The 24,861-nt window shown below is 45.2% G+C and carries 15 protein-coding genes; all 15 read left to right on the top strand.

Features of this window, described 5'->3' with window-relative positions; genetic code table 11:
- The first annotated feature begins 20 nt into the window (after window positions 1-20).
- The 15 genes from GD631_RS12955 to GD631_RS12885 all read left to right on the top strand — a co-directional run bounded on the left by GD631_RS12955 (window position 21) and on the right by GD631_RS12885 (window position 24,830).
- Window positions 21-563 carry a 2-oxoacid:ferredoxin oxidoreductase subunit gamma family protein gene (locus GD631_RS12955; RefSeq protein WP_143257371.1) on the top strand — a complete coding sequence of 181 codons (543 nt, stop codon included), beginning with the start codon at window positions 21-23 and terminating at the stop codon, window positions 561-563.
- Window positions 564-684: 121 nt separating this feature from the next.
- Window positions 685-2,736: a putative porin gene (locus tag GD631_RS12950; protein ID WP_143257370.1), complete on the top strand. Its 2,052-nt coding sequence runs from the start codon at window positions 685-687 to the stop codon at window positions 2,734-2,736.
- A gap of 17 nt (window positions 2,737-2,753) precedes the next feature.
- Complete coding sequence (locus GD631_RS12945; RefSeq protein ID WP_143257369.1) at window positions 2,754-3,593, top strand: transporter substrate-binding domain-containing protein; 840 nt, start codon at window positions 2,754-2,756, stop codon at window positions 3,591-3,593.
- Window positions 3,580-7,770, top strand: a complete 4,191-nt coding sequence (locus GD631_RS12940) for a hybrid sensor histidine kinase/response regulator transcription factor (protein WP_143257368.1) — start codon at window positions 3,580-3,582, stop codon at window positions 7,768-7,770. The genes GD631_RS12945 and GD631_RS12940 overlap by 14 nt, the downstream gene beginning before the upstream one ends.
- Before the next feature lie 307 nt (window positions 7,771-8,077).
- Window positions 8,078-9,334, top strand: a complete 1,257-nt coding sequence (locus tag GD631_RS12935; RefSeq protein ID WP_143257367.1) for a glycoside hydrolase family 88 protein — start codon at window positions 8,078-8,080, stop codon at window positions 9,332-9,334.
- 21 nt (window positions 9,335-9,355) lie between these two features.
- Complete coding sequence (locus tag GD631_RS12930) at window positions 9,356-11,833, top strand: glycoside hydrolase family 2 TIM barrel-domain containing protein (RefSeq protein WP_143257366.1); 2,478 nt, start codon at window positions 9,356-9,358, stop codon at window positions 11,831-11,833.
- Complete coding sequence (locus GD631_RS12925) at window positions 11,830-13,002, top strand: alginate lyase family protein (RefSeq protein WP_143257365.1); 1,173 nt, start codon at window positions 11,830-11,832, stop codon at window positions 13,000-13,002. Before GD631_RS12930 ends, GD631_RS12925 begins: the two co-directional genes overlap by 4 nt.
- A gap of 21 nt (window positions 13,003-13,023) precedes the next feature.
- Complete coding sequence (locus GD631_RS12920; protein ID WP_143257364.1) at window positions 13,024-14,226, top strand: alginate lyase family protein; 1,203 nt, start codon at window positions 13,024-13,026, stop codon at window positions 14,224-14,226.
- 23 nt (window positions 14,227-14,249) lie between these two features.
- Window positions 14,250-17,357 (top strand): SusC/RagA family TonB-linked outer membrane protein, encoded by a 3,108-nt coding sequence (locus tag GD631_RS12915; protein ID WP_143257363.1) that lies wholly within the window; start codon window positions 14,250-14,252, stop codon window positions 17,355-17,357.
- 20 nt (window positions 17,358-17,377) lie between these two features.
- Window positions 17,378-18,868 carry a RagB/SusD family nutrient uptake outer membrane protein gene (locus tag GD631_RS12910; RefSeq protein ID WP_143257362.1) on the top strand — a complete coding sequence of 497 codons (1,491 nt, stop codon included), beginning with the start codon at window positions 17,378-17,380 and terminating at the stop codon, window positions 18,866-18,868.
- A gap of 19 nt (window positions 18,869-18,887) precedes the next feature.
- Window positions 18,888-20,459: an IPT/TIG domain-containing protein gene (locus GD631_RS12905; protein WP_143257361.1), complete on the top strand. Its 1,572-nt coding sequence runs from the start codon at window positions 18,888-18,890 to the stop codon at window positions 20,457-20,459.
- Between the two features lie 12 nt (window positions 20,460-20,471).
- A complete protein-coding gene (locus GD631_RS12900; RefSeq protein ID WP_143257360.1) occupies window positions 20,472-21,938 on the top strand; it encodes an IPT/TIG domain-containing protein in 1,467 nt (488 codons plus the stop codon).
- A 430-nt stretch (window positions 21,939-22,368) separates the two neighbouring features.
- Window positions 22,369-23,355, top strand: coding sequence for a Gfo/Idh/MocA family protein (locus GD631_RS12895; protein WP_143257359.1), 987 nt, complete (start codon window positions 22,369-22,371; stop codon window positions 23,353-23,355).
- A gap of 155 nt (window positions 23,356-23,510) precedes the next feature.
- On the top strand, window positions 23,511-23,981 hold the full coding sequence (locus GD631_RS12890; RefSeq protein WP_055235476.1) for a nucleoside deaminase: 471 nt from the start codon (window positions 23,511-23,513) through the stop codon (window positions 23,979-23,981).
- A gap of 39 nt (window positions 23,982-24,020) precedes the next feature.
- The gene (locus GD631_RS12885) at window positions 24,021-24,830 is read left to right on the top strand and encodes a fimbrillin family protein (protein WP_143257358.1); all 810 of its coding nucleotides are present in this window, start codon (window positions 24,021-24,023) and stop codon (window positions 24,828-24,830) included.
- Window positions 24,831-24,861: the final 31 nt, after the last annotated feature.

Raw genomic sequence — 24,861 nt, 5'->3', positions numbered from 1 at the left:
CGCTAAAAGTCAACAGAACAATGAAAGAAGAAATAATTATAGCAGGATTCGGTGGACAAGGCGTATTGTCTATGGGTAAGATTCTGGCATATTCCGGTTTGATGGAAGGCAAAGAAGTGACCTGGATGCCCGCTTATGGTCCCGAACAACGAGGTGGAACAGCCAACGTTACAGTTATTGTAAGCGATGAGAAAATATCCTCACCGATTCTTAGTAAATACGACGCTGCCATCATTCTGAATCAGCCTTCACTCGAAAAGTTTGAAAGCAAAGTGAAACCCGGCGGTATCCTGATTTATGACGGTTATGGAATTATCAATCCTCCTACCCGCAAGGATATCAAAGTGTATCGTATTGACGCAATGGATGCAGCCAACGAGATGAACAATGCCAAAGCATTCAACATGATCGTACTTGGCGGATTATTGAAGCTTCGTTCCATCGTAACGTTGGAGAATGTTATCAAAGGACTTAAGAAAACCCTACCGGAACGCCATCATCACTTGATTCCTATGAACGAGGAAGCTATCAAGAAAGGTATGGAGTTAATCCGTGAGGTTTAATTAACAGATAATGGACAATGGATAATTGATAATTATTAGCTACGTATAATACGTATGCAACATAATTTTCAATTATCCATTATCATTAAATCAATTAAAGTAAGTATCTTTGCCTCCAATTATGAGACGAATCTTACTATTATATATATTACTTTCCGTTATAGGTTTGACAACTGTTCATGCACAGTTCGATAATGGTCGCCAGAGAGTGGACGAAAACGGATACGACCAATATGGTAACCAGGTAGACCCTGCCATGATTCCGGACAGACTGGATAGTACAAATGTCGAAGTACAGGGATTACCTCCGAAGTTATATATGTGGCGTATTAAAAATCAGTTGGGCGACCGGACTATCATCCCGGCGGATACTGCTTATCACCACTTCCAAAACACCAATCTTACCGAAGGACTTACCGGACATTATAATTATCTGGCCAATATGGGTTCTCCCCGTATGTCACGCATCTTCTTTGAACGTCGTGATCCGGAACCTACTATCTTTATGGAGCCTTTCTCCAGTTTCTTTATTCGTCCCACGGAGTTCAATTTCACCAATAGTAACGTACCTTATACCAATCTGACGTATCATAAAGCTGGTAATAAAGTAAACGGAGAAGAACGCTTTAAGTCTTATTTCTCTGTCAATGTAAACAAGAAATTGGCTTTCGGTTTTAACATAGATTACTTGTACGGACGAGGATATTATAACAACCAAAATACGGCTTATTTCAACGCAGCAGCTTTTGCCAGCTATATCGGTGACCGCTATCAGATGCAGGCCATATACAGCAATAATTACCTCAAGACAAATGAAAACGGAGGTATTGAGGACGACCGGTACATCACTGCGCCTGAAGAGATGGCACAAGGCCAAAGGGAATATGAATCAACCAATATCCCGACCATACTAAGTGCCACAACCAACCGTAATCATGACTTTTATGTATTCCTGACCCAACGTTATAATTTGGGATTCAGTCGCGACATACCGCAAGCCGAAAATGACACGACTCCTAGCAAGCAGGAATTTGTGCCGGTCACTAGTTTCATACATACCATTCAGGTAGAGCGCGCGCGTCACAGCTTCAATTCTAATGACGACATGCGTGAGAAGAATTATTATCAGAATACTTATTTTGATACGGATAATCCCAATGTCAGAGACAGTACTACCTACGTCGGCATCAAGAATACCATAGGTATTGCGTTACTCGAAGGATTCAATAAATATGCCAAAGCCGGACTGACAGCATTCGCTTCCTATAAAATCAGCAAATATACACTAATGAATATGCTAGGAAATCCGCTGCCCGACAAATACAATGAAAATGAAATATTTGTTGGAGGCGAATTATCCAAACGTGAAGGAAATGTACTTCATTACCATGCCATTGGTGAAGTGGGACTTGCCGGAAAAGCAATCGGACAATTCAATGTGAAAGGAGACATTGACCTGAACTTCCCGTTATGGAAAGATACTGTCAGCCTTATAGCTCGCGGTGAAGTCAGCAATACACTTGCGCCTTTCTATATGCGTCATTATCACTCCAAACATTTCATGTGGGACGATGATATGGACAAGGAATTCCGTACCCGCATTGAAGGAGAGTTAAGCATTGCACGCTGGAGAACACGTTTGAAAGCAGGAGTTGAAAACATAAAGAATTACACTTATTTCAATCAACAAGCAGTGCCGGAACAGAAAAGTGGAAGCATACAGGTTTTATCAGCAAGTCTTAATCAGGACTTCAAGCTGGGAATCTTCCATTTAGATAATGAAGTAACCTGGCAAAAGTCCAGCGACCAGACCGTATTGCCTTTGCCTGATCTCTCGCTGTATCACAATTTCTACATGCAGTTCAAACTGGCAAAGAAAGTGCTTAGTGTACAATTGGGTGCCGACGTGCGTTATTTCAGTAAATACAATGCACCCGCTTATATGCCGGCTATCCAAAACTTCTATTTGCAACCGGAAAATGACCAGGTAGAGATAGGAGGTTATCCGATAGTGAATGTATACGCAAACTTACATCTAAAGCGTACACGTTTCTATGTAATGATGTATCACGTGAATCAAGGTATGAGCAGCCCGAATTACTTCCTGGCTCCTCACTATCCCATCAATCCGCGTGTACTGAAATTCGGTCTTTCATGGAATTTCTATGATTAACAAAATCTATACGGCTTATGGTAACACGCCCCAAATTGAGATTGTCCCGATATTTAGTGCCCGTAATCATAGTATTGGCAATCATCTTTTCTATCCGCCAATGCGGTAATCAGAAAAAGCCGTCAGGACACCCGCGTGATTATACAGCTATTGCCAAAGAAGGCATATTGCGTGTAGCGACTGAATATAACTCGATCAGTTTCTACGTAGACGGTGATACCGTTTCCGGTTTCCACTACGAACTGATACAGGCTTTTGCCCGCGACAAGGGATTGAAAACCGAAATAACACCCCTGATGAGTTTCGAAAAACGGCTGGAAGGATTAAGTGAAGGACGTTACGATGTAATTGCCTGCGGCATATTAGCTACCAGCGAGCTGAAAGACTCTCTGCTCCTCACCTCTCCCATCACGCTCAACAAACAAGTGCTCGTGCAACGGAAAGAAAACGGAGAAAACGACTCCCTCTACGTCCGTAACCAACTGGACTTAGCCGGACGGACGCTTCACGTAGTAAAAGGCTCTCCCTCCATCCTACGCATCCAAAACCTGGGAAATGAAATCGGAGATACCATTTATATCAAAGAAATAGATAAATACGGTTCCGAACAATTAATTTCAATGGTAGCTCATGGAGACATCGACTATGCCGTTTGTGACGAAAGCATCGCACGCGCGGCTGCCGATTCCATCCCGCAAATAGATATAAATACAGCGATCAGCTTTACACAATTCTACTCATGGGCAGTCAGCAAACAATCACCCGCTTTACTCGATAGTTTGAATACATGGCTGAATAAATTTCAAAAGGAAGAGAGATACCAAAAGATTTATAAAAAATACTATGATAAAGAATAACCTTATTACTTTACACATTAAAAGAAAACAACTACCTATTTTTTACCTATTTTTTTTCATCTTTCTATTGTCTTCCGGTAACTCCCGTTTATATGCAGAAGAAAACCGGGCATTCAACTTTTCAACTCTTAATCTGAACAACGGATTATCCCAGTTGTCCGTGCTCGACATTTGCCAGGATGACAAAGGATATATATGGTTTGCCACCCGTAACGGCCTCAACAAATATGACGGTGCACATTTCACCATCTACAAACACAGCAACCGGGATAACAATTCCTTGTCAGACAATCATATCACCAAATTACTTCCGGACAACGTACGCGGAGGGCTTTGGGTGGGTACCAATAACGGACTGAACTATCTTGATCCGAAAACAAACCTCATCACCAACTACCAACTGGCAGATTATCCGGAGCTTCCCAGCAATAGCATACTTTCTCTCTGTCTGGACAAATCCGGTAAGCTGTGGGTAGGAACACGCCTCGGACTCTGCTTTTGGCAACCGGAAAGCAAGACATTCAAGCCGGTAACATTGGACGGTCAACTGGACAAAGAATCTATTACTTCTTTATATATTGATAAACAGGAACGAATCTATATAGGTACACACGATAAAGGTCTATTGATTTGTGACAAGAACCTGAATGTCACCCAAAAGCTAACTAAAGAAAGCACTCCGGCTCTTTCCGATAACGCCATCAGTTGCATATTCGAAGACTCTCATCAGCAAATATGGATAGGCACGGATATGAAGGGGCTGAATAAATGGAACCCGGATAAACAGACAGTCTCTACCTTCTTCGAACACAACAGCGGATTGACAGATAATTATATCCGTTGTCTTCAGGAACAAAACCAACAACTGATTATCGGAACATTCGACGGTTTGAGTATTCTCAATCTGACGGATGACTCTATTACCAAATACAACAAGTTCGAAGCAAACCGGAATAATTTAAGCCATTTCTCGGTCCGCAGTTTATGCGTAGACCGTGCCGGAACATTATGGGTAGGCACCTACTCCGGTGGAGTCAATTACTACAATCCGCTCAACAACCGTTTCGTATTCTATCACCCTCTGGGGAACAGCGAACAGAAGCTATATAACATTTTCGGACCGATGGTATATAGTACAGGCTCTCTTTGGATCGCAACAGAAGGAGGAGGATTGCTACAATTCAACCCGGCTACCAAAGAATACACCAATTACCTACTGGAAGAACGTCCTGTTGGTATGCACAACAAGAATATCATCAAGTCATTGATGATAGAAGGAGAATCCATCTGGTGCGGCACGAACAATGGAGGGTTATACCGTTTCCATATTCCGACTAAACGCTTCTCGCTTATTCATCAGTTTAATGAAAAGAATCTGGGTATTTATACCATCTATCGAGACTCGAATGAAGACATTTGGCTAGGGAGTACTTCCCGTCAGGGACTAGTCAGAATTACCAAAGATAAAAAAATAACGCGCAAGTTCCCCATCGGAGAGAAAGGGGAAACAATCAGTTTCTCCAGCATCCGGGCATTTTTGCCTCTGCGCAAGAATGTATATCTGATCGGAACACGTTCATTCGGGCTCTATGAGTACGACGTAGAAAAAAAGACTCTCATACAATATTCGACAGAGGAGAAAGATCCATCCCGTCAACTGGAAAATAACTACGTAACCAGTATTCTAAGAAAGAAGAACGGAGAAATATGGATCGGCACTTTTGGAGCAGGTATGTACCAATATCAGGAAGGTAAAGGGATCGTGCGTCATATCGGTACGGAGGAAGGACTGACTAACGAAGAAGTCTATACTTTAATAGAATACAACCAGAATATATGGGCTAGCATTGATAATGGCATTGCCGAAATCAACACTAAAACGGGACAAGTGCACGTTTATGACTGCTTCGCCGGCCTTGAAACGTTAGAATTTACTCCGCAAGGAGGCATTTGCCTCCCTAATGGAGAAGTTTATTTCAGTGGAAGTAATGGATTCCTGTCTTTTGCTCCCCGCTCGCTGATAAAAAACAATATGATGCCGCCGGTAGTACTCACCCAGTTGACCGTTAACAACAAAGTGATCCAACCGGGCGATCAGAGTCATTTGCTGGATGCCAATCCCGACGACACAGAAACCATCACTCTGGCATACAATCAAAATAATTTCTCCATTGCATACTGTGCGCTCAATTACATTCTGCATGAACAAAATCAGTATGCTTATAAATTAGTGGGACACGATGAAGACTGGAATCATGTGGGAACCCGTAAAGAAGCCTATTATACCAATATCGCTCCCGGCAAATACATCTTTCATGTCATTGCCTCCAACAACGACGATGTATGGAACACCCAAGGAAAAACGCTGGAAATCATCATTCTTTCTCCCTGGTGGAAAACCTCATGGGCTTATATGATCTATGCATTATTATTTATAGGAATCACCTACACCATCGGTTATTACATGTACAGCAAACATAAGCTGGAACTCAACCTGCGGATGCGCCAAATGGAAAAGCAACGGATGGAAGAGTTTCACCAAACCAAAATCCGGCTTTTTACCAACTTCTCACATGAATTGCGTACTCCGTTGACTCTAATCATCAGTCCTATTGACGAACTGGTGCGCCAGGCAGAAGTCCCGCATTTTATCAAAACTAAACTAGACTTAGTTTTGAAGAATGCCCGTCGTTTGCTCTTACTGGTCAATCAATTGATGGATTTACAAAAGAACCAAAGCGGCAGCCTCACACTAAGTTTAACCCATACGGATTTGAATGCATTCCTGCTTGAAATCTATTATACTTTCAAGCAAATAGCGGAAAGCAAGCAAATCACGTTCTTGTATGAAGCTCCGGAAGGAGAAATCCCGGCATGTTTTGACCAGAGTTTATTGGAAAAAGCAGTATTCAACCTACTTTCGAATGCGTTTAAATTCACGCCTCCGGGAGAAACAGTTACCCTGCGATTCATTGCAGCACTCAATAAAGAGAGCCTTCAACAACGGTTCGGGAAAAATATATCCACCGATCCGACTTTCGTCCTCTCCGACGATAGCAATAACTACTTCGTTATTCAGGTAGCCGACACGGGAAAAGGAATTCCGGAAACTGCCCGTACACATATTTTCGATCCGTTCTATCAAGTCAGCGCTCCTCAAACAGCCAATGATAATGTAAACGGAACAGGTATCGGGCTAAGTCTGACCCAATCCGTCGTACATTTGCATCAAGGTGCAATCAGCGTCGATTCCAACCAGCCGAAAGGAAGTATATTCACCATTATACTTCCAAATAACGAGCAACCAGAATCAATGGAAGAAAACGTGATAAACAATCTATCCGAAAACGAACGGGAAGAGCAAGAGGTTGTCAGCCAGTCAGAGGAATCTGCCGAAGAACTTCCTTACCTGGCAGGCAAAACAATCCTGCTTGTAGAAGACAATGAGGATATACGCAGTTATGTGAAAGAACATCTGCAGCGTCATTATCGGGTACTCGAGGCCGGAAACGGCGAAGAAGCCTTCCAGATTATATTGAAAGAATTTCCCGATTTAGTGGTTACGGATATAATGATGCCGGGAGTAGACGGACTGGAACTCTGCGCAATGATTAAAAATGATTTGCAGACAGGCCATATTCCGGTCATCCTGCTCACAGCCCGCACGATGGTGATGCACGTCAAAGAAGGGTTCCTTTCAGGAGCAGACGATTATGTAGTGAAACCTTTCAATATAGATGTGTTGCTGGTACGAATCTATAATCTGTTGTTACAGCGGGAAAAATTAAAATCCATGTACGGGAAAAACTTCTCACTGCAATCAATGGGCATCGAAACGACCTCTGCCGATGATAAATTCATGCAGAAGTTATTCGAGATCATCCAAGATCATTTGGATAACCCGGACTTAAAAGTGGATATGATATGTGATGAAATGGGATTCAGCCGGAGTAATTTCTACCGCAAGCTCAAGGCGGTAACAGATTTATCCCTGAACGACCTGATTCGCCATAAACGTCTGGAGGTAGCTGCGCAACTACTTAAAAAGGCGGACATGAATGTGACGGAAGTTTCAATCGCTACCGGTTTCAGTACCCTTGCTTATTTTACCAAATGTTTCAAATCAGCCTATGGAGTTTCGCCTACCGAATACGTAAAAGGACAACCGGAAGAATAGTTCTAAATTGGTTTTATAAATGAAAATTTTCAGGTACGGATTACACGGTTTTCTGAAATATGATTGCACAAAGCAACAGCGTAATCCGTGTAATCCGTGCCTAAATTAAAATGATCCTTTTAATTATGATGCAGTACTTATCACATAGTTTGCAAAATCATCCCAGATTATAAAAAACGTCCCAAGAGCGATATAGAAGCGATTGTTCCAATGAAATTGGGATGATTTTGCAAATTTACGGCACAGCTGGACAAGCCCTTTTTATTCCGTTTCCATACATTTGCAACATCGACTTAGAAATAATAATATGGAAACAAATATGAAACATTATCTTTTAGCACTTAGCATCGGGACAGCATTTTTAGTTGGCTGTCAGTCTCCCCAAAAGCAAAACCTGATTGATTCTAATTTTGCATTTGCCGAGCAACAACTCAAATATGCTTTTCCTAAAATAGATGAAGCACGCGCCAACGAATCACAGGAAAGCAAAGAAAAAAGAATCGCCAAACAATGGGGTGAACTGACTAATCCCCGTAATACAGAACCGGACGGTTCTCTGCGTCTCGTCCCTTCCAAAGACTGGACCAGCGGATTCTTTCCCGGTGAACTCTGGTATGTATATGAATATACGCACGATCCTTTCTGGAAAGAGAAAGCAGAGAAACATACAGAAATGCTGGAACGAGAAAAGAAGAACGGCACTACCCACGACATGGGATTCAAGATGTATTGTAGCTACGGCAATGGCTATCGTCTGACCGGTAATCCCACCTATAAAGATATACTGATCGAATCAGCACGTACGCTCATTACCCGCTACAAGCCGAACGTAGGTTGCATCCGTTCCTGGGATCACCATGCCGACCAATGGGAATGTCCCGTTATCATCGACAACATGCTGAATTTGGAATTACTATTCTGGGCTTCCCGCGAAACGAATGACTCCACCTTTTATAATATAGCAGTCAACCACGCACGTACAACCATGAAAAATCACTTCCGTGACGATTACAGTACGTACCACGTCGTAAACTATGATACAATCACCGGCAACCCCATCTGCAAGGTGACCCACCAGGGATACGCCGACTCATCGGCATGGGCACGCGGACAGGCATGGGCGCTGTATGGCTACACGATGTGTTACCGCGAAACCGGACTCCCTGAATTCCTGGAACAAGCGAAGCATATCGAAAGATATATCTTCACCCACCCCAATCTGCCGGAAGACCTGATACCTTACTGGGATTTCAACGCTCCGGAAATTCCGAATGAACCGCGGGATGCGTCCGCAGCCACCTGCATCGCTTCCGCACTCTATGAACTAAGTACCTACGTACCGGAACATAAAGACCTTTACAAAGAAGAAGCCGACCGGATTTTAGAGAACCTCACTGCCCACTACCGTGCGAAACCAAACGGCGACAACGGTTTTCTACTTCTCCACAGCACCGGCTCCAAACCTCATAACAGCGAAATTGATGTGCCCATCGTATATGCCGACTATTATTTCCTCGAAGCATTGATACGGAAAAACAAACTGGAAAAAGAACAGAAACTATAACGATCATCATCTATAAGAACCATGAAAAAGCTACTTATCTATATACTGACAGCCTTTACCGTACTAGCCCTTCCGGCAAGTGCCAAGATTCCCGCCAGCCAACGAATCCGGCTGACCGGCCAATGGGAATATCTAAAAGGTGACCTCGGAAGCATTTGGGAAGCCGTACGTGCAGCCGCCCCCGGTTCTTCGGAAGCTGTACCCATTTGGCAGCCAGTTACCCTGCCCCACTGTTTCAACGCGGAAGATGCCGTAGACCCGGACGTAAACTATTACCAGGGTCCCGGATGGTATCGCACCCTGCTCGATATTCAGAACCCGGCAACCAACGGCCGCACGATCCTCGAATTTGAAGGAGCCGGACAGAAAACAGAAGTATATATCTACACCCGCAAAGTCGGCAGCCACGTAGGAGGTTACGATGAATGGAGCGTAGACATCACAGAAGCAATCCGTGAAGCATTAGCCAATCCCGATTGCCGCAAGCGGTTCAACGGCAAAGTACCTTTGTCCATCCGTTGCGACAATTCAAGAGATACAGAAATGATTCCTTCGGATTTATCAGACTTCAACGTATACGGAGGACTTTACCGCTACGTAAACCTAATTTATCAGCCCGCCCTTTCTTTTGTAGGTTTTAAACTGGAAACCCCAGTGCAGAAGGACTTGAAGAGCGCAACACTGAAAGTGCAAGCCAACTTCTACAATCCGAATGACACCCGCCAAGCTACGGTTCGCTTCACTCTGAAAGACCCGAACGGAAAGAAAGTGGCCGAACAAACCGCCACGGACATTCTACCATTGGGAGAAGTACATCTGTTTGACATCGCTATCAAGAATCCGATGCTTTGGAGCCCTGACCAGCCACAGCTATATACTTGTGAGTTTACCCTCCAAACAGCCGAAGGCGAACAAACAGTAACAGAACCCATCGGTTTCCGCCACTTCGAATTTGTAGACTACGGTCCTTTCAAGCTAAACGGAAAACGCCTGTTATTAAAAGGTACTCACCGCCACGAAGACCATGCAGGTGTAGGAGCCGCCATGACAGAAGAGCAAATGGTGACGGAAATGAAACTCATGAAAGAAATGGGGGTCAACTTCATCCGCCTGGGACATTACCAGCAATCAAACATCATCCTTCGCCTGTGTGACGAATTAGGTATCCTCGTGTGGGAAGAAATCCCCTGGTGCCGTGGCGGATTGGGTGGAGAAACTTATAAAATACAAGCCCGCCGGATGCTAACCAACATGATTACCCAACATCACAACCACCCTTCCGTTATTCTGTGGGGATTGGGTAATGAAAACGACTGGCCGAATGATTTCCCTACTTTCGAACAATCGCAGATACGTGCCTTTATGAAAGAGCTGAACGACCTGGCACACCGCCTGGACCCGTCACGCGTCACTTCCATCCGTCGCTGTGACTTCTGCAAAGATATTGTCGATGTATACTCTCCTTCCATCTGGGCAGGCTGGTATCGTGGCAAGTTTACCGACTACAAAAGCGTATCGGAAAAAGAGATGAAACAAGTGAAACACTTCCTACATGTAGAATGGGGAGGTGACTCTCACGCCAGACGCCACGCAGAAGATCCTTTCAAATCATTAGGTGGAATCCCTGCCGGAGTTGGTGCCGACGAACGGGCGGGAGATTTCTCTCTCGTGGGAGGAGATGCCCGTGCTTCCAGAGACGGAGACTGGTCGGAATCATACATCGTGAAACTGGTGGACTGGCATTTGAAAGAACAAGAAACCATGACTTGGCTTACGGGAACTGCCTACTGGCCTTTCAAAGATTTCTCCACTCCCCTACGACCGGAGAATCCTGTTCCCTACGTCAATCAAAAAGGAGTTATCGAACGGGATTTTGCCAAGAAAGAAGTGTTCTATGTGTTCCAGTCTTATTGGACGCAGAAGCCAATGATACACATTTACGGTCATACCTGGCCGACACGTTGGGGAGCAGCAAACGAACCGAAAGAAATATTGGTTTACTCCAACTGTCCGGCAGTAGAACTGTTTGTGAACGGAGTCAGTCAAGGTATTAAGCAACGCAACAGTCAAGACTTTCCCGCAGCCGGACTGCATTGGAAATGTGTGTTGCGCGAAGGAGAGAACCAACTGAAAGCTGTTGCGGTAAAAAGCAAAGAAGCGATTTCCGACGAAATCACAGTTGCCTACCAAACCGCCCAATGGGGAGAACCGAAACAACTGAAATTGACAAGTTATCCTGAAGGAGAAAATATCATCTGCGTAGAAGCCCAGCTGACAGACGACAAAGGAATTTCCTGCCTGGATGCAGCCAACCTGATTTCGTTTGAAGCTGCCGGAGACGGAGAACTTATCCAAAACCTGGGAACTTCAACCGGCTCACGCAAGGTACAGGCTTACAATGGAAAAGCCATGATACGGGTCAAAGTGACTGATACCTGTTACCTATCCGTTCAATCGGATGGAATCAAGACCGCTTATACTCAATTGAAAGCACAATGAGAAAACAGAACGTTTCAATAGGATTATTTATACTGCTCTTCAGCTTCACCACAGTGATGGCCGGGGAAAATGTGAAAGGTCAAGTACGCCAACTCCTGCAGACTGAAACCCTGAAACGGGCGGACGCTGCACTGGAGTCCGTACCGGTGACCGTCACAGCCACCCGCGCCGAAAGAAGCGCAGGAGGTATTCACGACTTCTATTCCGAAGGTGACTACTGGTGGGAGAATCCGCAAAACCCGACCGGTCCGTTTATCCGCCGTGACGGAGAAACCAATCCGGATAATTTCACCGCCCACCGGCATGCCATGATACGCTTCAGCCAGTTAGTCGGAGATCTGACTTCCGCCTGGATACTGACAGGAGACAAGAAATACACCGATGCTGCCATGCGCCATATCCGTGCCTGGTTTATCGATCAGAAAACGATGATGAATCCGAACTTGCTGTATGCACAAGCCATCAAAGGCATTGCAACCGGACGTGGGATAGGCATTATCGATACCATCCATCTGATTGAAGTGGCACAGTCACTCCGCCTGATGGAAGCGCAGGGAATCATCGAAGACAAAGAACTGCAAACCATCCGCTTGTGGTTCTCCGATTACCTGACCTGGTTATCTACGCATCGTTACGGTATCAACGAGATGGAAGCCAAGAACAACCACGGCACTTGCTGGACTATGCAAGTGGCAGCATTTGCCTTGTTCACGCAAAATGAAGAAATGCTCCGTTTCTGCCGCGAACGTTACCGGAGCGTGTTACTACCCAACCAAATGGCTGCCGACGGCAGTTTCCCTTTGGAGTTGGAACGCACCAAACCGTATGGTTATTCTCTTTTCAACCTCGACGCAATGACTACCCTCTGCCATTTGCTGACAACTCCCGAAGAGAATTTATGGGACTATACCACCACAGACGGACGGAACATTGAAAGAGGAATCTCCTGGCTATTTCCCTTCGTCAAAGACAAAGGTTCATGGAAACGTCAACCGGACATTATGTTTTGGGAAGAATGGCCGGTGGCACACCCGTTCTTACTATTCGGTAGTCTTCATCATTACCGGAAAGAGTATTTTCAGACATGGAAACAGTTGGAACATTTCCCCACCAACGAGGAAGTGATACGCAACCTTCCCATCCGTCATCCTTTATTATGGTTAAACTAATTTGCTAAAAATAGAATCATTATGAGAAACCTGTTATTGAGTGCTTTTGCACTGGTTTGCCTGCTTCCAATGAACGCACAAACCGTCAACACCCGCATCTATCCTGCTGAAAAGCTGGCTAAAGTGAAGGCTAAAGCCGATACTCCTACATACGCCCCGGCTATCAAAACGTTAATGAAAGAGGCCGACAAAGCTATGAACCTGACTCCTCCTTCGGTGATGGATAAAAGTATGACAGCCTCCAGCGGAGACAAACACGATTACATGAGTATGGGACCTTACTGGTGGCCCGATCCTTCCAAACCGGACGGCTTGCCTTATATCCGCAAAGACGGGCAACGCAATCCCGAACTGTCCAAGTTAGACCGTGACCGGTTGGGAAACATGGCAAAAGCCGTTACCACACTGGGGATTGCTTACTATTTCTCGGGCAACGAGCAATATGCGAAGAAAGCAACCGACTTTCTGAAAGTATGGTTCCTGGACGCCAAAACAAAAATGAATCCGAACCTGAATTACGGTCAGACCATTCCCGGCCGCAGAGATGGCCTGGGACGCGGAACAGGTATGATTGATACTTACTGCTTCGTAGAAATGCTGGATGCGCTTACCCTGCTGGATAGCTCGAAAGCCATGACACCCGCCATCAAAAAAGGAATGAAAGAATGGTTCACGCAGTTTGTAGAGTGGATACAGACAAGCCCTGTCGCCGCCGAAGAAAATGCCGCCAAGAACAATCATGGCCTGGCTTATGACGTGCAACTGACAGCGTACGCCCTGTATATCGGCAACAAAGAATTGGCAATCCAGATTCTAAAAGAATTCCCGGCAAAGCGTCTGTTTTCTCAAATTGAACCGGACGGCAAACAACCGCTGGAATTGGAACGCACAACTGCTTTCGGTTATACCCTCTTCAACCTGACGCACATGCTGGATATGTCTTTCATTGGCGCAACGGAAGGTATAGATATCTATAACGCCGCCAGCGAAGACGGACGTTCCATCACTGCCGCACTGAAATTTACCATTCCCTATATCGGCAAGCCGCAGAGCGAATGGCCTTACCAGCAAATCAAAGAATGGGACAAGAAACAGGATGAAGCCTGCTGGGTGCTCCGCAAAGCCTCTTTCTTCGACCCGAAAGCTGGATATGAAGCGATCGGTGCCAAATATCGCACCACTTCTGCTTCCAGCCGTCTGAATTTAATGTATAGTTTAGAATAATCCTTTATTTAAATCCTAATATCATGAGGAACAAATCGTTTTATTACCCTTTAATGATAGCAATGTTGTTATTGTTATGTACCCCGTTCGTAACGGTTGTCTACGCGCAATCATTTACTGTCACCGGTACAGTCGCCGATAGTCAAGGCGGTGTTCCCGGAGTAAATGTGAAGGTGAAAGGAAGTACCACCGGTACTATCACCGATATGGACGGCAAATTTACATTGAATGTCCCCTCTTCCAAATCTGTCCTTGTCATCTCCTACATCGGATATACGACGCAGGAAATACCCGTCAATAATCAGAAGATGCTGAATATCAACTTAAAAGAAGATACGAAAGTGTTGGATGAAGTAGTGGTGGTAGGTTATGGCGTGCAGAAGAAATCCCACCTGACCGGGTCTGTATCCAAGATGGACGTCAACAACCTGACAGATATTCCCGTGACACAAGTAGACCAACTGCTGCAAGGAAAGATTGCCGGTGTTAATATTCAGAACTCCACTTCCGAGGCCGGAGCTGCTCCGCAAATCCGTGTACGTGGTATGGGTTCTATCAGTGCCGACAGTTCTCCTCTGATTGTCATCGACGGTTACCCTGTTCCCGAAGGACTCTCTACACTCGATATGGCGGATATTGCTTCTATCGAAGTATTGAAAGATGCCGCTTCCGCCGCTATCTACGGTTCACGTGCAGCGAATGGCGTCATTTTGGTAACGACCAAAGAAGGAAACGCCAGCAAAGCGAAATACAGTGTGAAAGCCTCTACCGGATTAAAGTGGGCGTATAAACTGCATCCGATCATGAGTTCGAAAGACTATTATAACATGATGGGCTATGAAGCCGCCTTGCAAAACAAATCCATAGCAGCCAACGACGAAGCCTTCGGACTTATCAATAATTATACCGACTGGCAACGGGAAGGATTGCAGGACACTCCGCAGATTCATCAGGTACAACTCTCCGTATCGGGCGGCAAAAAAGACATTACGTATTACATCTCCGGCAACTATGCACAGGAAGACGGTATTATGATTAACAGCAACTACAAACGTTTGAACCTTCGTTCGCGCATCAATGCGAAGTTGTCCAAACGGGTAGATCTTAGCCTGAACATAGCTCCGTCCTACACCAAAACGGAAACACCGTCAACCAACTTCATCGATTTCTACCGTACACCGTCTTTCATGCCGGTACGTCATACGGAAGAAACGGCAGCCCTCACAGGAAAAGCCATCGGTTCGTGGGCACGCGGTAGCGACTTCAGTAACATCATGTACACACGTGAAGACGGTACGCAAGTGAAAGCCAGTCCGTTCAATACCAGCAACAACAATCCGAAGTCATTGATGGATACCGAAGAACGCTTCAAGGAAGACTATAACCTGCAAGCCAATTCCTCTATCAATGTACAAATCATGAAAGGGTTGACTTTCACCACTTCCAACGGTTTCTACATTAAATATCGTCAGAACAACGAATACCGTAACTACGAATCCCGCAAAGACGAAGAGTCGGCTATGGGTACTTACAAAAACCGTCTCTATGTCGACTTGTTGAGTGAAAACACACTGAACTACATCGGCAAGAAAGGTAAGCATGATTATGCAGCCTTATTGGGTTACACCGCACAGACTACCTCGGAAACGACAGCCAGCATCGTAGGTCTGGGCTTCCCTACCGATTATGTGCATACGCTCAATGCGGCCACTTCTTTCGACGTCAGCCAAACGAACACCATTAAGTTCCGTACCGCTATGATGTCTGCCCTTGCACGTGTCAATTACAGCTATGCTGACAAATATCTTGTTTCCGCCAGTCTGCGTACGGACGGTAGTTCTCTTTTTGCCGACGGTAAACAGTGGGGTTGGTTCCCTTCCGTATCACTCGGATGGCGTGCTTCGGAAGAAGCCTTCCTGAAAGGCGTAAGCTGGCTGAATATGCTGAAGCTGCGTGCCAGCTTTGGTGTGACGGGTAACAATAATATTCCTGCCAACTCTTATTACAATCTGCTTTACGCCAGCAACTATGCGTTGGGTAGCGGAACAGGCGCACTGATCCCCGGACTGGGTAAGACTACCTCTACCAAAGGTAACCATGACATCACTTGGGAACAGACGTACGAATACAACGCCGGTATCGACTTCAGCGCACTGGACAACCGTATCAGCCTGACTCTGGAAGGTTACTATTCCATCACCAAACAATTGCTGTTCAAACAACCGGTCGTTTCTTTCATGGGTTACAGTGATTACTGGAACAATATCGGACGTATCCGCAACAGTGGTATTGAAATCGAGTTGAACACGCACAACATTCGCACCAAGAACTTCGAATGGACTACTTCGTTCAATCTCTCGTCCAACTTCAACAAGCTGCTCGAACTGTCCGGCGAAGAGAGACTGATCTCTACCGGCGAACGTAATGAAACATACTTGGCACAAGTAGGACACCGCGCCATCTCATTCTTCGGTTACAAAACCGACGGTGTTTATCTCAACCAGGCGGATCTCGACGCTTCCCCACACTTGGCAAGTGCCACACCGGGCAGTCTCAAGATTGTAGACATCAATGATGACGGCGTTATCAACGACAAAGACCGTACCGTCATCGGTAATCCGTTCCCGAAAGCAACCTGGGGTATTTCAAATACTTTCAGATGGAAAGGATTCGATCTTTACTTCCTCATTCAAGGGGTAAGCGGACTGGATGTATTCAATGGTGACGGCTACTACACCGAATCCAAGAAGTTCAACCGCAATTATGTGAAAGACCGTTGGATCAGCGCCGAATATCCGGGTGACGGACGTACTCCTACTGTCGGTTCGGCAGGTATTTCATGGGAGTTCACCGACTATATGATTGAAGACGGTTCATTCGTGGCCCTGCGTGATGTAGTTCTCGGTTATACCTTCGACAAGAAGAAGTTGAAAAAGGCAGGACTCAATTCACTCCGCCTTTATGCTTCCGGTCAGAACCTGCTCTACTTCTGGGGAAAAAGCTACCGGGGAATCAATCCCGAAGCCCGTGTAACTACAGGCTCCTACTCTTCCCCATTGGTCAACGGATACCAGCGTGGAGGATTCCCGATACAGTCTACCGTCAATATCGGATTCGAACTTAACTTCTAATCACCTTAAAACGTACAGTAATGAAACTAAAACATATATTTACCGCCAGTCTGTCCGCTTGTGTATTGGGTCTTTCTTCCTGCGACCTCAACATTACACCGGACTCCTATATCCCCGACGGTTCATTCTACAAGAATGAAGCCGAAATGAATACTGCCGTCATCGGTTGCTACGGAGGAATGCAGGCTCCATTGAATATCGAATGGACACTGACCGAACTGCGTGCCGACAATACGCGTATGAACAGCAACAGTTCGACCAACGATGCGTTCCTGCAACAACAGGCGCTGGACCTCGGTACCATGGATGCCAGCAATGCCAACATACGTACTTACTGGGAAGCCACTTACAGCAATATCAACAGTTGCAATAACGTATTGGCTCCCGAGAATCTGGCTGTCGTAACCAACGAGAAGAAACGGGCACAATTTGAAGGAGAAGTACGTTTCATCCGTGCATACCATTACTTCAACCTCGTACGTCTTTTCGGCCCTACCTTCATTGTTACGGAGGAATTGAGTGTGGCCGAAGCCATGAAAAAAGATCGTAGCAGCGTGGAAGCGACTTACAAGCAGATTATCGACGACCTTCAAAGATCCGTTGACAACTTGGAAGGAATTACATACAACATAGCAGACTTGGGACGGGTGACGCAGGCAGCGGCTCAATCCCTGCTGGCCAAAGTTTACCTGACTCTTGGGAAATATACGGAAGCCAAGAGCTTGCTCAAAGCTGTGGTGGATGTAAAAGGAGATCAGTTGACGGTTAGTTATTCCGATGTATTCGATATTTCCAAAGAAATGAACGATGAGATTATCTTTGCCATCCGCTATAAATCCGGTAGTCTGGGTATCGGCTCGCCTTTTGCCAATACTTTTGCTCCTACCAAGAGCGGCGCCAATGTAGTGACGGGTGACGGTGACGGACGTAACTATCCGACAACAGAAGTTCTCGGAATTTATCCGGAAGGTGATTTGCGTAAGGAGGCCAGCGTGACCGACCATTATATCGATCCGAGCAAGAAAGACCCGGTGGTCATTTCAGATCAATCGGCTTATATCAAGAAGTTCGTTTCTCCCGTGAGCGTACGTTATGATGGAGAAAACGACTGGCCTGTCATTCGTCATGCCGATGTGCTGCTTATGTATGCCGAAGTGTTGAACGAAACAGATGGCCCCGCCACCGGACTTCCTTATCTCAACGAAGTGCGCCGCCGTGCCGGACTGGCTGCCATAGCTGCTTCTGAAGTGCCTGTGAGATATGCTTTCCGCGAAAAACTGGAAAAAGAACGCCGTCTGGAACTGGCATTCGAGAACCAACGTTGGTTCGACCTCCTGCGTTGGGGCAAAGCAGTGGAAGTAGTCAACAAGCAAATCACCGAAACGGAAGGTTTCTATGACAAATATGCTTTCACTGTGAATAAGATTGCCGACTGGCAACTACTGCTTCCTATCCCGCAAAGCGTGATAGACAATAATCCGAGCGTAGTTACCCAGAATCCCAATTACTAATCTTTAAAACGAAAACAGCATGAAAAATAAACTTCATTACTTCATCCTCCTTTTCGTACTTGCGGCACTGACGGGCTGCAACGAAAAGTTGAGTATTGAAACTGAAATACAAGGTGCACCGGAAATCAGTGAGTTTACCCCAACCAGCGGAAAAGCCGGTACGGAGATTACGGTGAAAGGTAGTAATCTGCGCGATATCGTTTCTGCAACCATCGGTGGTGTAGAAAGCCAGATACTTTATAAACTGTCACAACAGGAAATCGTGATTGTTGTGCCACGTGAAGGAACAAAAAGCGGAAAAATCGTGCTTGCCACTTCCCGCAAGGACGATGCCGGCGAAAGCACCCGCACAGAAAGTGCGCAATCATTCTCCGTCACCTATCCTACTCCACATGTGACTGACTTCCCGAAAGGTGGAAGAGTAGGAAACAACGTCGAGATTTTGGGAGCTGACCTTGACATTATCTCAAAGGTCTTTATGGGCGACGAAGAGGGAGAGATCATTTATCAAAGTGAAAAAGAGATCGCGGTAAAAGTGCCGTTTATTATTGATGACGAGGCAACTGTATCATTAAAGTATACCAACCAGACAGGAGGCGAATCTGAAATTAAAGGAGAGTCCGGTGACTTTATTGTAGAAAAGGATGAACCGGAAATAGAGAAGATAGATCAGGAAAGTCTAATGGAAAGAAGCCTGCTCACATTGGGCGGCAAAAACCTCAACCTGATTGAGTATATCTATTTCGGAGAAGAAAAGTATGCACCGGTCAGCCAGGATGGAAGTACCATTGTTTTCAGAGTACCCACTTTGCCGGAGACACGCACCGTGAAGATTAAAGTGACCTATTATAGAGAAACGAAGGAAATTATCTTATCCGACGCTTGCGAGGTGATTCGCATGAAGAACTTGTTCAGTGCCAATCAGGCAATAGGAACGCGTAACAGCAAGTATGGTTATGGCAGTATGCTCAACGGTAATTCTGCGGACGGCAATCCGATATGCACTCCTTGTGTACTGAAAGAGGAAGAGAATTTTGATAAGATAGACTTCGCCGGATATGTGAACAGCGGACTCGACTTTGCACTCAATTCACCGGATGCGATACTTAATCCTGATCCGGCCAACACCAAAAACAACTTGAAGAATTACTGGTGCGGAACAGCGGCTGTGCCTAATGCGGAGAACTTCACGATATTTGCTCCTTTCACGGCAGTGCAAACAAGGTTCTATGTTCTGAATCCTACCACTCATGCCGCGCTTATCGAACAAATCAGAGCAGGCAGAGATCAACTGGAAATCACTCCGTCACTCTTTACCAGTCTGAATATAACCAAGAGTTCTGCACGTACGCGCAAGCCGAATGACAAAGACTCGTCGGGTATGCCCAAAGAACCGGAAGGTTTCGTAAGCGAACAGGTATTTGATAAAGGCAGTGTAGTCGTATTCTACAATAACCACAAGGATAAATATGGTATTCTTGATATTCTGGATGTATTCGTAGATTACAGTCAGACCAACAACATCAATAACGGCGACAAGAATAATCAAGGTATCGCCTACATTACATTCGATGTTTACTATCAACGCTAAAAAAGAAAGAACATGAAAAAAAGAAATTATACATTAACCACCGCATTGACGGCAGCCTTGTGCTGCCTGATATGCCTGCTGAACGGATGCACCCGCGATAATGATATTGATATTCCGCAAACGTCTGTCAACACCATGGGGGCAACAACCGTACAACCGGGAGAAACCATCACTCTGACGGGTGACAATATGCATCTCATATCTAAAGTTTACTTTGGTGATGTTACTACGTTAGATATCAAAACGCCGCAGGCAGATCGTGACCATCAATCGCTCACGGTTTACGTACCTACGGAAGTGTTCGAAGAGACAAATGTTATTTCTCTCGCTGTGCTTTACAACTCCGTTCATCGTCTCGTTGTATGTGAGGAACTGACTGTTTATATTGCTCCTGTCATCCCTACCACTTCCACGACCTTATCAGGTGAGGTAAAACCAGGAGATGTAATCACTATCACAGGAACGAACCTGAATATCATCAAGGCTATTCAAGCCAATGGAGAGTCTGTTACGATTGACAATAAGAAGGCTACCGAAATCACTTTCAAAGCACCGGAAGTAGATGCCGATACCGAATTTACGATCACGCTTGTGTATGATAATTCGCTTGGAAACGATCAGACATTGATAGTGCCGGGCAAATTTACGGTGAAAGAAGTTGTTCCCGGTGGTAGTGTGGCAAGTGACAGCCGGGAAGTGGAAACGGGAAAAGATGTCACGATTGAAGGGACTAACCTGAATGTAGTCAGCACGGTTCGCCTGACAAAAGCAGGAGGTGTCTCGTCCGACATAGTCATAACCAATCCCGGAGCGACAGGTTTTACCTTCAAAGCACCGGAAGTGGATGCCGACACCGAATTTACAGTGACTCTGATTTATGGTAAAAGCGATAAGGAGACAGCCTCTATTGGTACGGTGAAAGTGAAGAAAGCCACGGTAGTACTTACTTATCTTTATTGGGAGAATATAACATTAGGAGCTCCGGCCACTGAATGTGCTCTTTTCGACGCTTCTGCAGGACGCACAATCACACCTTGCGACTTGTTTGATAATCAAGCAAATGTAGACTTTGCCATGGATGCTACTAGCAGCGCAGCAGCACGCCTGCTCAATCCGGCCAACATCAACGATAATTTCATGAAGGCACAAATATGTGGTGATTCACCCCTATCCAGTGATGGCAAGGATTATTCCACTGTACGCACTTCGCTGAAAACTCAATTCAAGTTACTGGATTCAAAAAAGGAAACTGAAAACACGTTGATTCAGAAAGTATTGAATGGCGAAATTACAGATATAAAGAAAGATATTGGCAGCCTCAATCCTTCAACGAGCACTCCTACTGTAACCGAAAATGATGTTCTTGTCTTTAAAAACACGAACAAAAATAAAATGGGTATTATAAGGATAAAGAGTATTACTCTTGGAGAAAAGAAGGAGCTCAATACTATCACAATGGATGTGTATTACGAGAAATAAACTCCCAAAGACTTGACTTTCGCTTTCGAATGTCGTATCTTTACAGAGTTAATGATAAAGTAGTTTCAATTAAACTGCACACAAAGGAGGGAGTCGCAATTCCCTCCTTTCTTTTTATCCATCCGGAGAAAACCTCTCCCCGCCCCGGCTTTCTTTTCGCTTTGCCTGGTGGTTACGGCTCTTCAGCCGGAGGATCAGCAGTGTTCACCTTGCTTCTTACCGAAATGAAGCATATATCCGCCTCAAACAGACGTTATGTTTGCCTGAAACAGAGCCTCTGTTCCGGTAAAACGGAGCTTCTATTGAAACAAAGCATAATGTCTGTTTTCCCACTGTCCCTGCTAAGTTAATAATCAATAAAGTTGCTCTTGACAAAAAATAGCTTTATCTTTGGGGGTTGTTAGAACAGACACAATAGGTATATTATATTATGAATGAAAAGATTATCAAATGGGGTTTCATTGGCTGCGGAGAAGTAACTAAAACGAAAAGCGGTCCCGCTTTCCAGAAAGTAGAACATTCGGAAGTCGTAGCCGTGATGAGTCGTGACGGCGCGAAAGCGAAAGCGTATGCCAAAGAGAGAGGAATCAAAAAATGGTATGACGATGCACAGGAGTTGATAGATGATCCGGAAGTAAACGCTGTCTATATCGCCACTCCTCCTTCTTCACACGCTACGTATGCCATTATGTCCATGAAAGCGGGCAAACCGGCCTATATTGAGAAGCCAATGGCGGTGACGTATGAAGAATGTACCCGAATCAACCGCATATCCAATGAAACGGGAGTTCCCTGTTTCGTAGCATACTATCGCCGTTATCTTCCCTATTTCCAGAAAGTAAAAGAATTAGTAGAGAACGGGACGATCGGCAACGTTATCAATGTACAGATTCGTTTTGCCCAGCCACCACGCGATCTGGATTACAATCGCGATAATCTTCCCTGGCGTGTGCAGGCTGACATTGCCGGAGGCGGCTACTTCTACGACCTTGCTCCGCATCAGATTGATTTGTTGCAGGATATGTTCGGTTGCATCCTCGAAGCAAGCGGTTACAAGAGTAATCGCGGCGGGCTTTATCCTGCCGAAGATACATTAAGCGCCTGTTTCCAATTTGACAACGGATTGGTGGGTAGTGGTTCCTGGTGCTTCGTAGCCCACGATTCTGCCCGCGAAGACCGCATAGAGATTATCGGTGACAAAGGAATGATTTGCTTCTCTGTCTTTACTTACGAACCTATCGGACTGCATACCGAAAAAGGACGGGAAGAAATCTGCATCGGTAACCCGGAACACGTACAACAGCCTCTTATCCAAGCAGTAGTAGATCACTTATTGGGTAAATCGGTTTGCTCTTGCGACGGTGAAAGCGCAACGTTGACTAACTGGGTAATGGACAAGATCTTGGGTAAGCTATAACCCTAAATAAAGCAAAAATAAGTTCCTCCTTTTTCCGGATTCTACCGGTATTGTTAAAAAATTAATAGGGACATTCCATTGTATATTGTTAGTTTTTTCTATCTTTGTAGAAAGAAGCAAAGAGAAAATGAAACTAACAATATATTTTTTGTGCCATGACTAAAGAAGCTTTAATGAGAAAAGCGATTGAGCTTTCTAAAGAGAATGTTGAAAATGGTGGAGGTCCTTTCGGTGCTGTGATTGCCACGAAAGATGGAGAAATAGTTGCAACAGGAGTTAACCGTGTCACTGCATCTTGTGATCCTACGGCTCACGCCGAAGTAAGCGCCATACGTGCCGCAGCTGCCAAACTCGGAACGTTTGATCTTAGCGGATACGAAATCTATACTTCCTGCGAACCTTGCCCCATGTGCTTGGGTGCTATTTACTGGGCACGCCTGGATAAGATGTACTATGGAAACAACAAGACCGATGCCAAGAACATCGGCTTCGACGACTCTTTTATCTATGACGAACTGGAACTGAAGCCTGAAGACAGAAAGCTGCCTTCCGAAATCCTACTACATAATGAAGCCCTTACTGCCTTCAAAGCCTGGGTGGCCAAAGAAGACAGAGTAGAATATTAGAAAACCTCTCACTATTATTAACCTATTAATTACTCTCAAATGAAAAGAAAAAGCCTTTTATTTGTTATGGCATCAGTATGCCTGTTCAGTTGTCAACAGCAAGAAGAACTGCAAGATCCCAGTAAAGGAGTGATCGACTTTTCCACTTCTATTGACCAAAGTATCAACAATGCTCTTACTCGTAACAGCAGCAGTCTGACACTTCCGTTAAAGAGCAATTTCGCTGCCGGAGATGTCATCTCCATGTCCGTTGCCGAGCAGGATTATCATCCGTTTGCCATAGGCATGGATAGCCAGACCTGGAACGAAGCAGGCACCGATTCGGAAACGGTTACTTTCTATGCTCATTACCCTGAATTGACCGGCGAAGCTGCTACTACCAGATCATTGGGCAGCCGCTATCGTGAAATCAAGGGTGGCTTAGAATATTTGTTCGGTACAGCCCAAGCCAACAAAGGTTCTAAGAACGTTGCTCTTGCATTTAAGAGAATGACAACGCCCGTCGTTCTGCTTGACGAGAACAACCAGCCGTACGAAGGTAAAGCAATCGTTAAACTTTTCTTGAAGAACAAAGGTGTGCAAGACCTGTTCAGCGGCAAAATCGAAGCTGACCCCAATGCAAAACCGGAATACATTGATATCCGGAAAGTATCTGAAGGTATCTTGACTAACTTGATTCCGCAGATCATCAAAGCCGGCGAGAAAATAGGAACGGTTATCCTTGAAGACGGTAAAGAAGAACCTATCATTGCAGAGGAGGACATTACCATAGAAGCCGGAACTCCTGTAGCAGTAAAAATGTACGCAAGACGCGGAATCATTGACGAACGAACTCCACTATTCAGATAAGACTAAAGAATAAAAAGTGATACTAATAAAA

It is taken from the genome of Bacteroides luhongzhouii (assembly GCF_009193295.2).
Classification (GTDB): Bacteria; Bacteroidota; Bacteroidia; order Bacteroidales; family Bacteroidaceae; genus Bacteroides; species Bacteroides luhongzhouii.
Note: the sequence above shows the minus strand (reverse complement) of the source record. Positions and strands in the feature narration are given on the sequence as shown.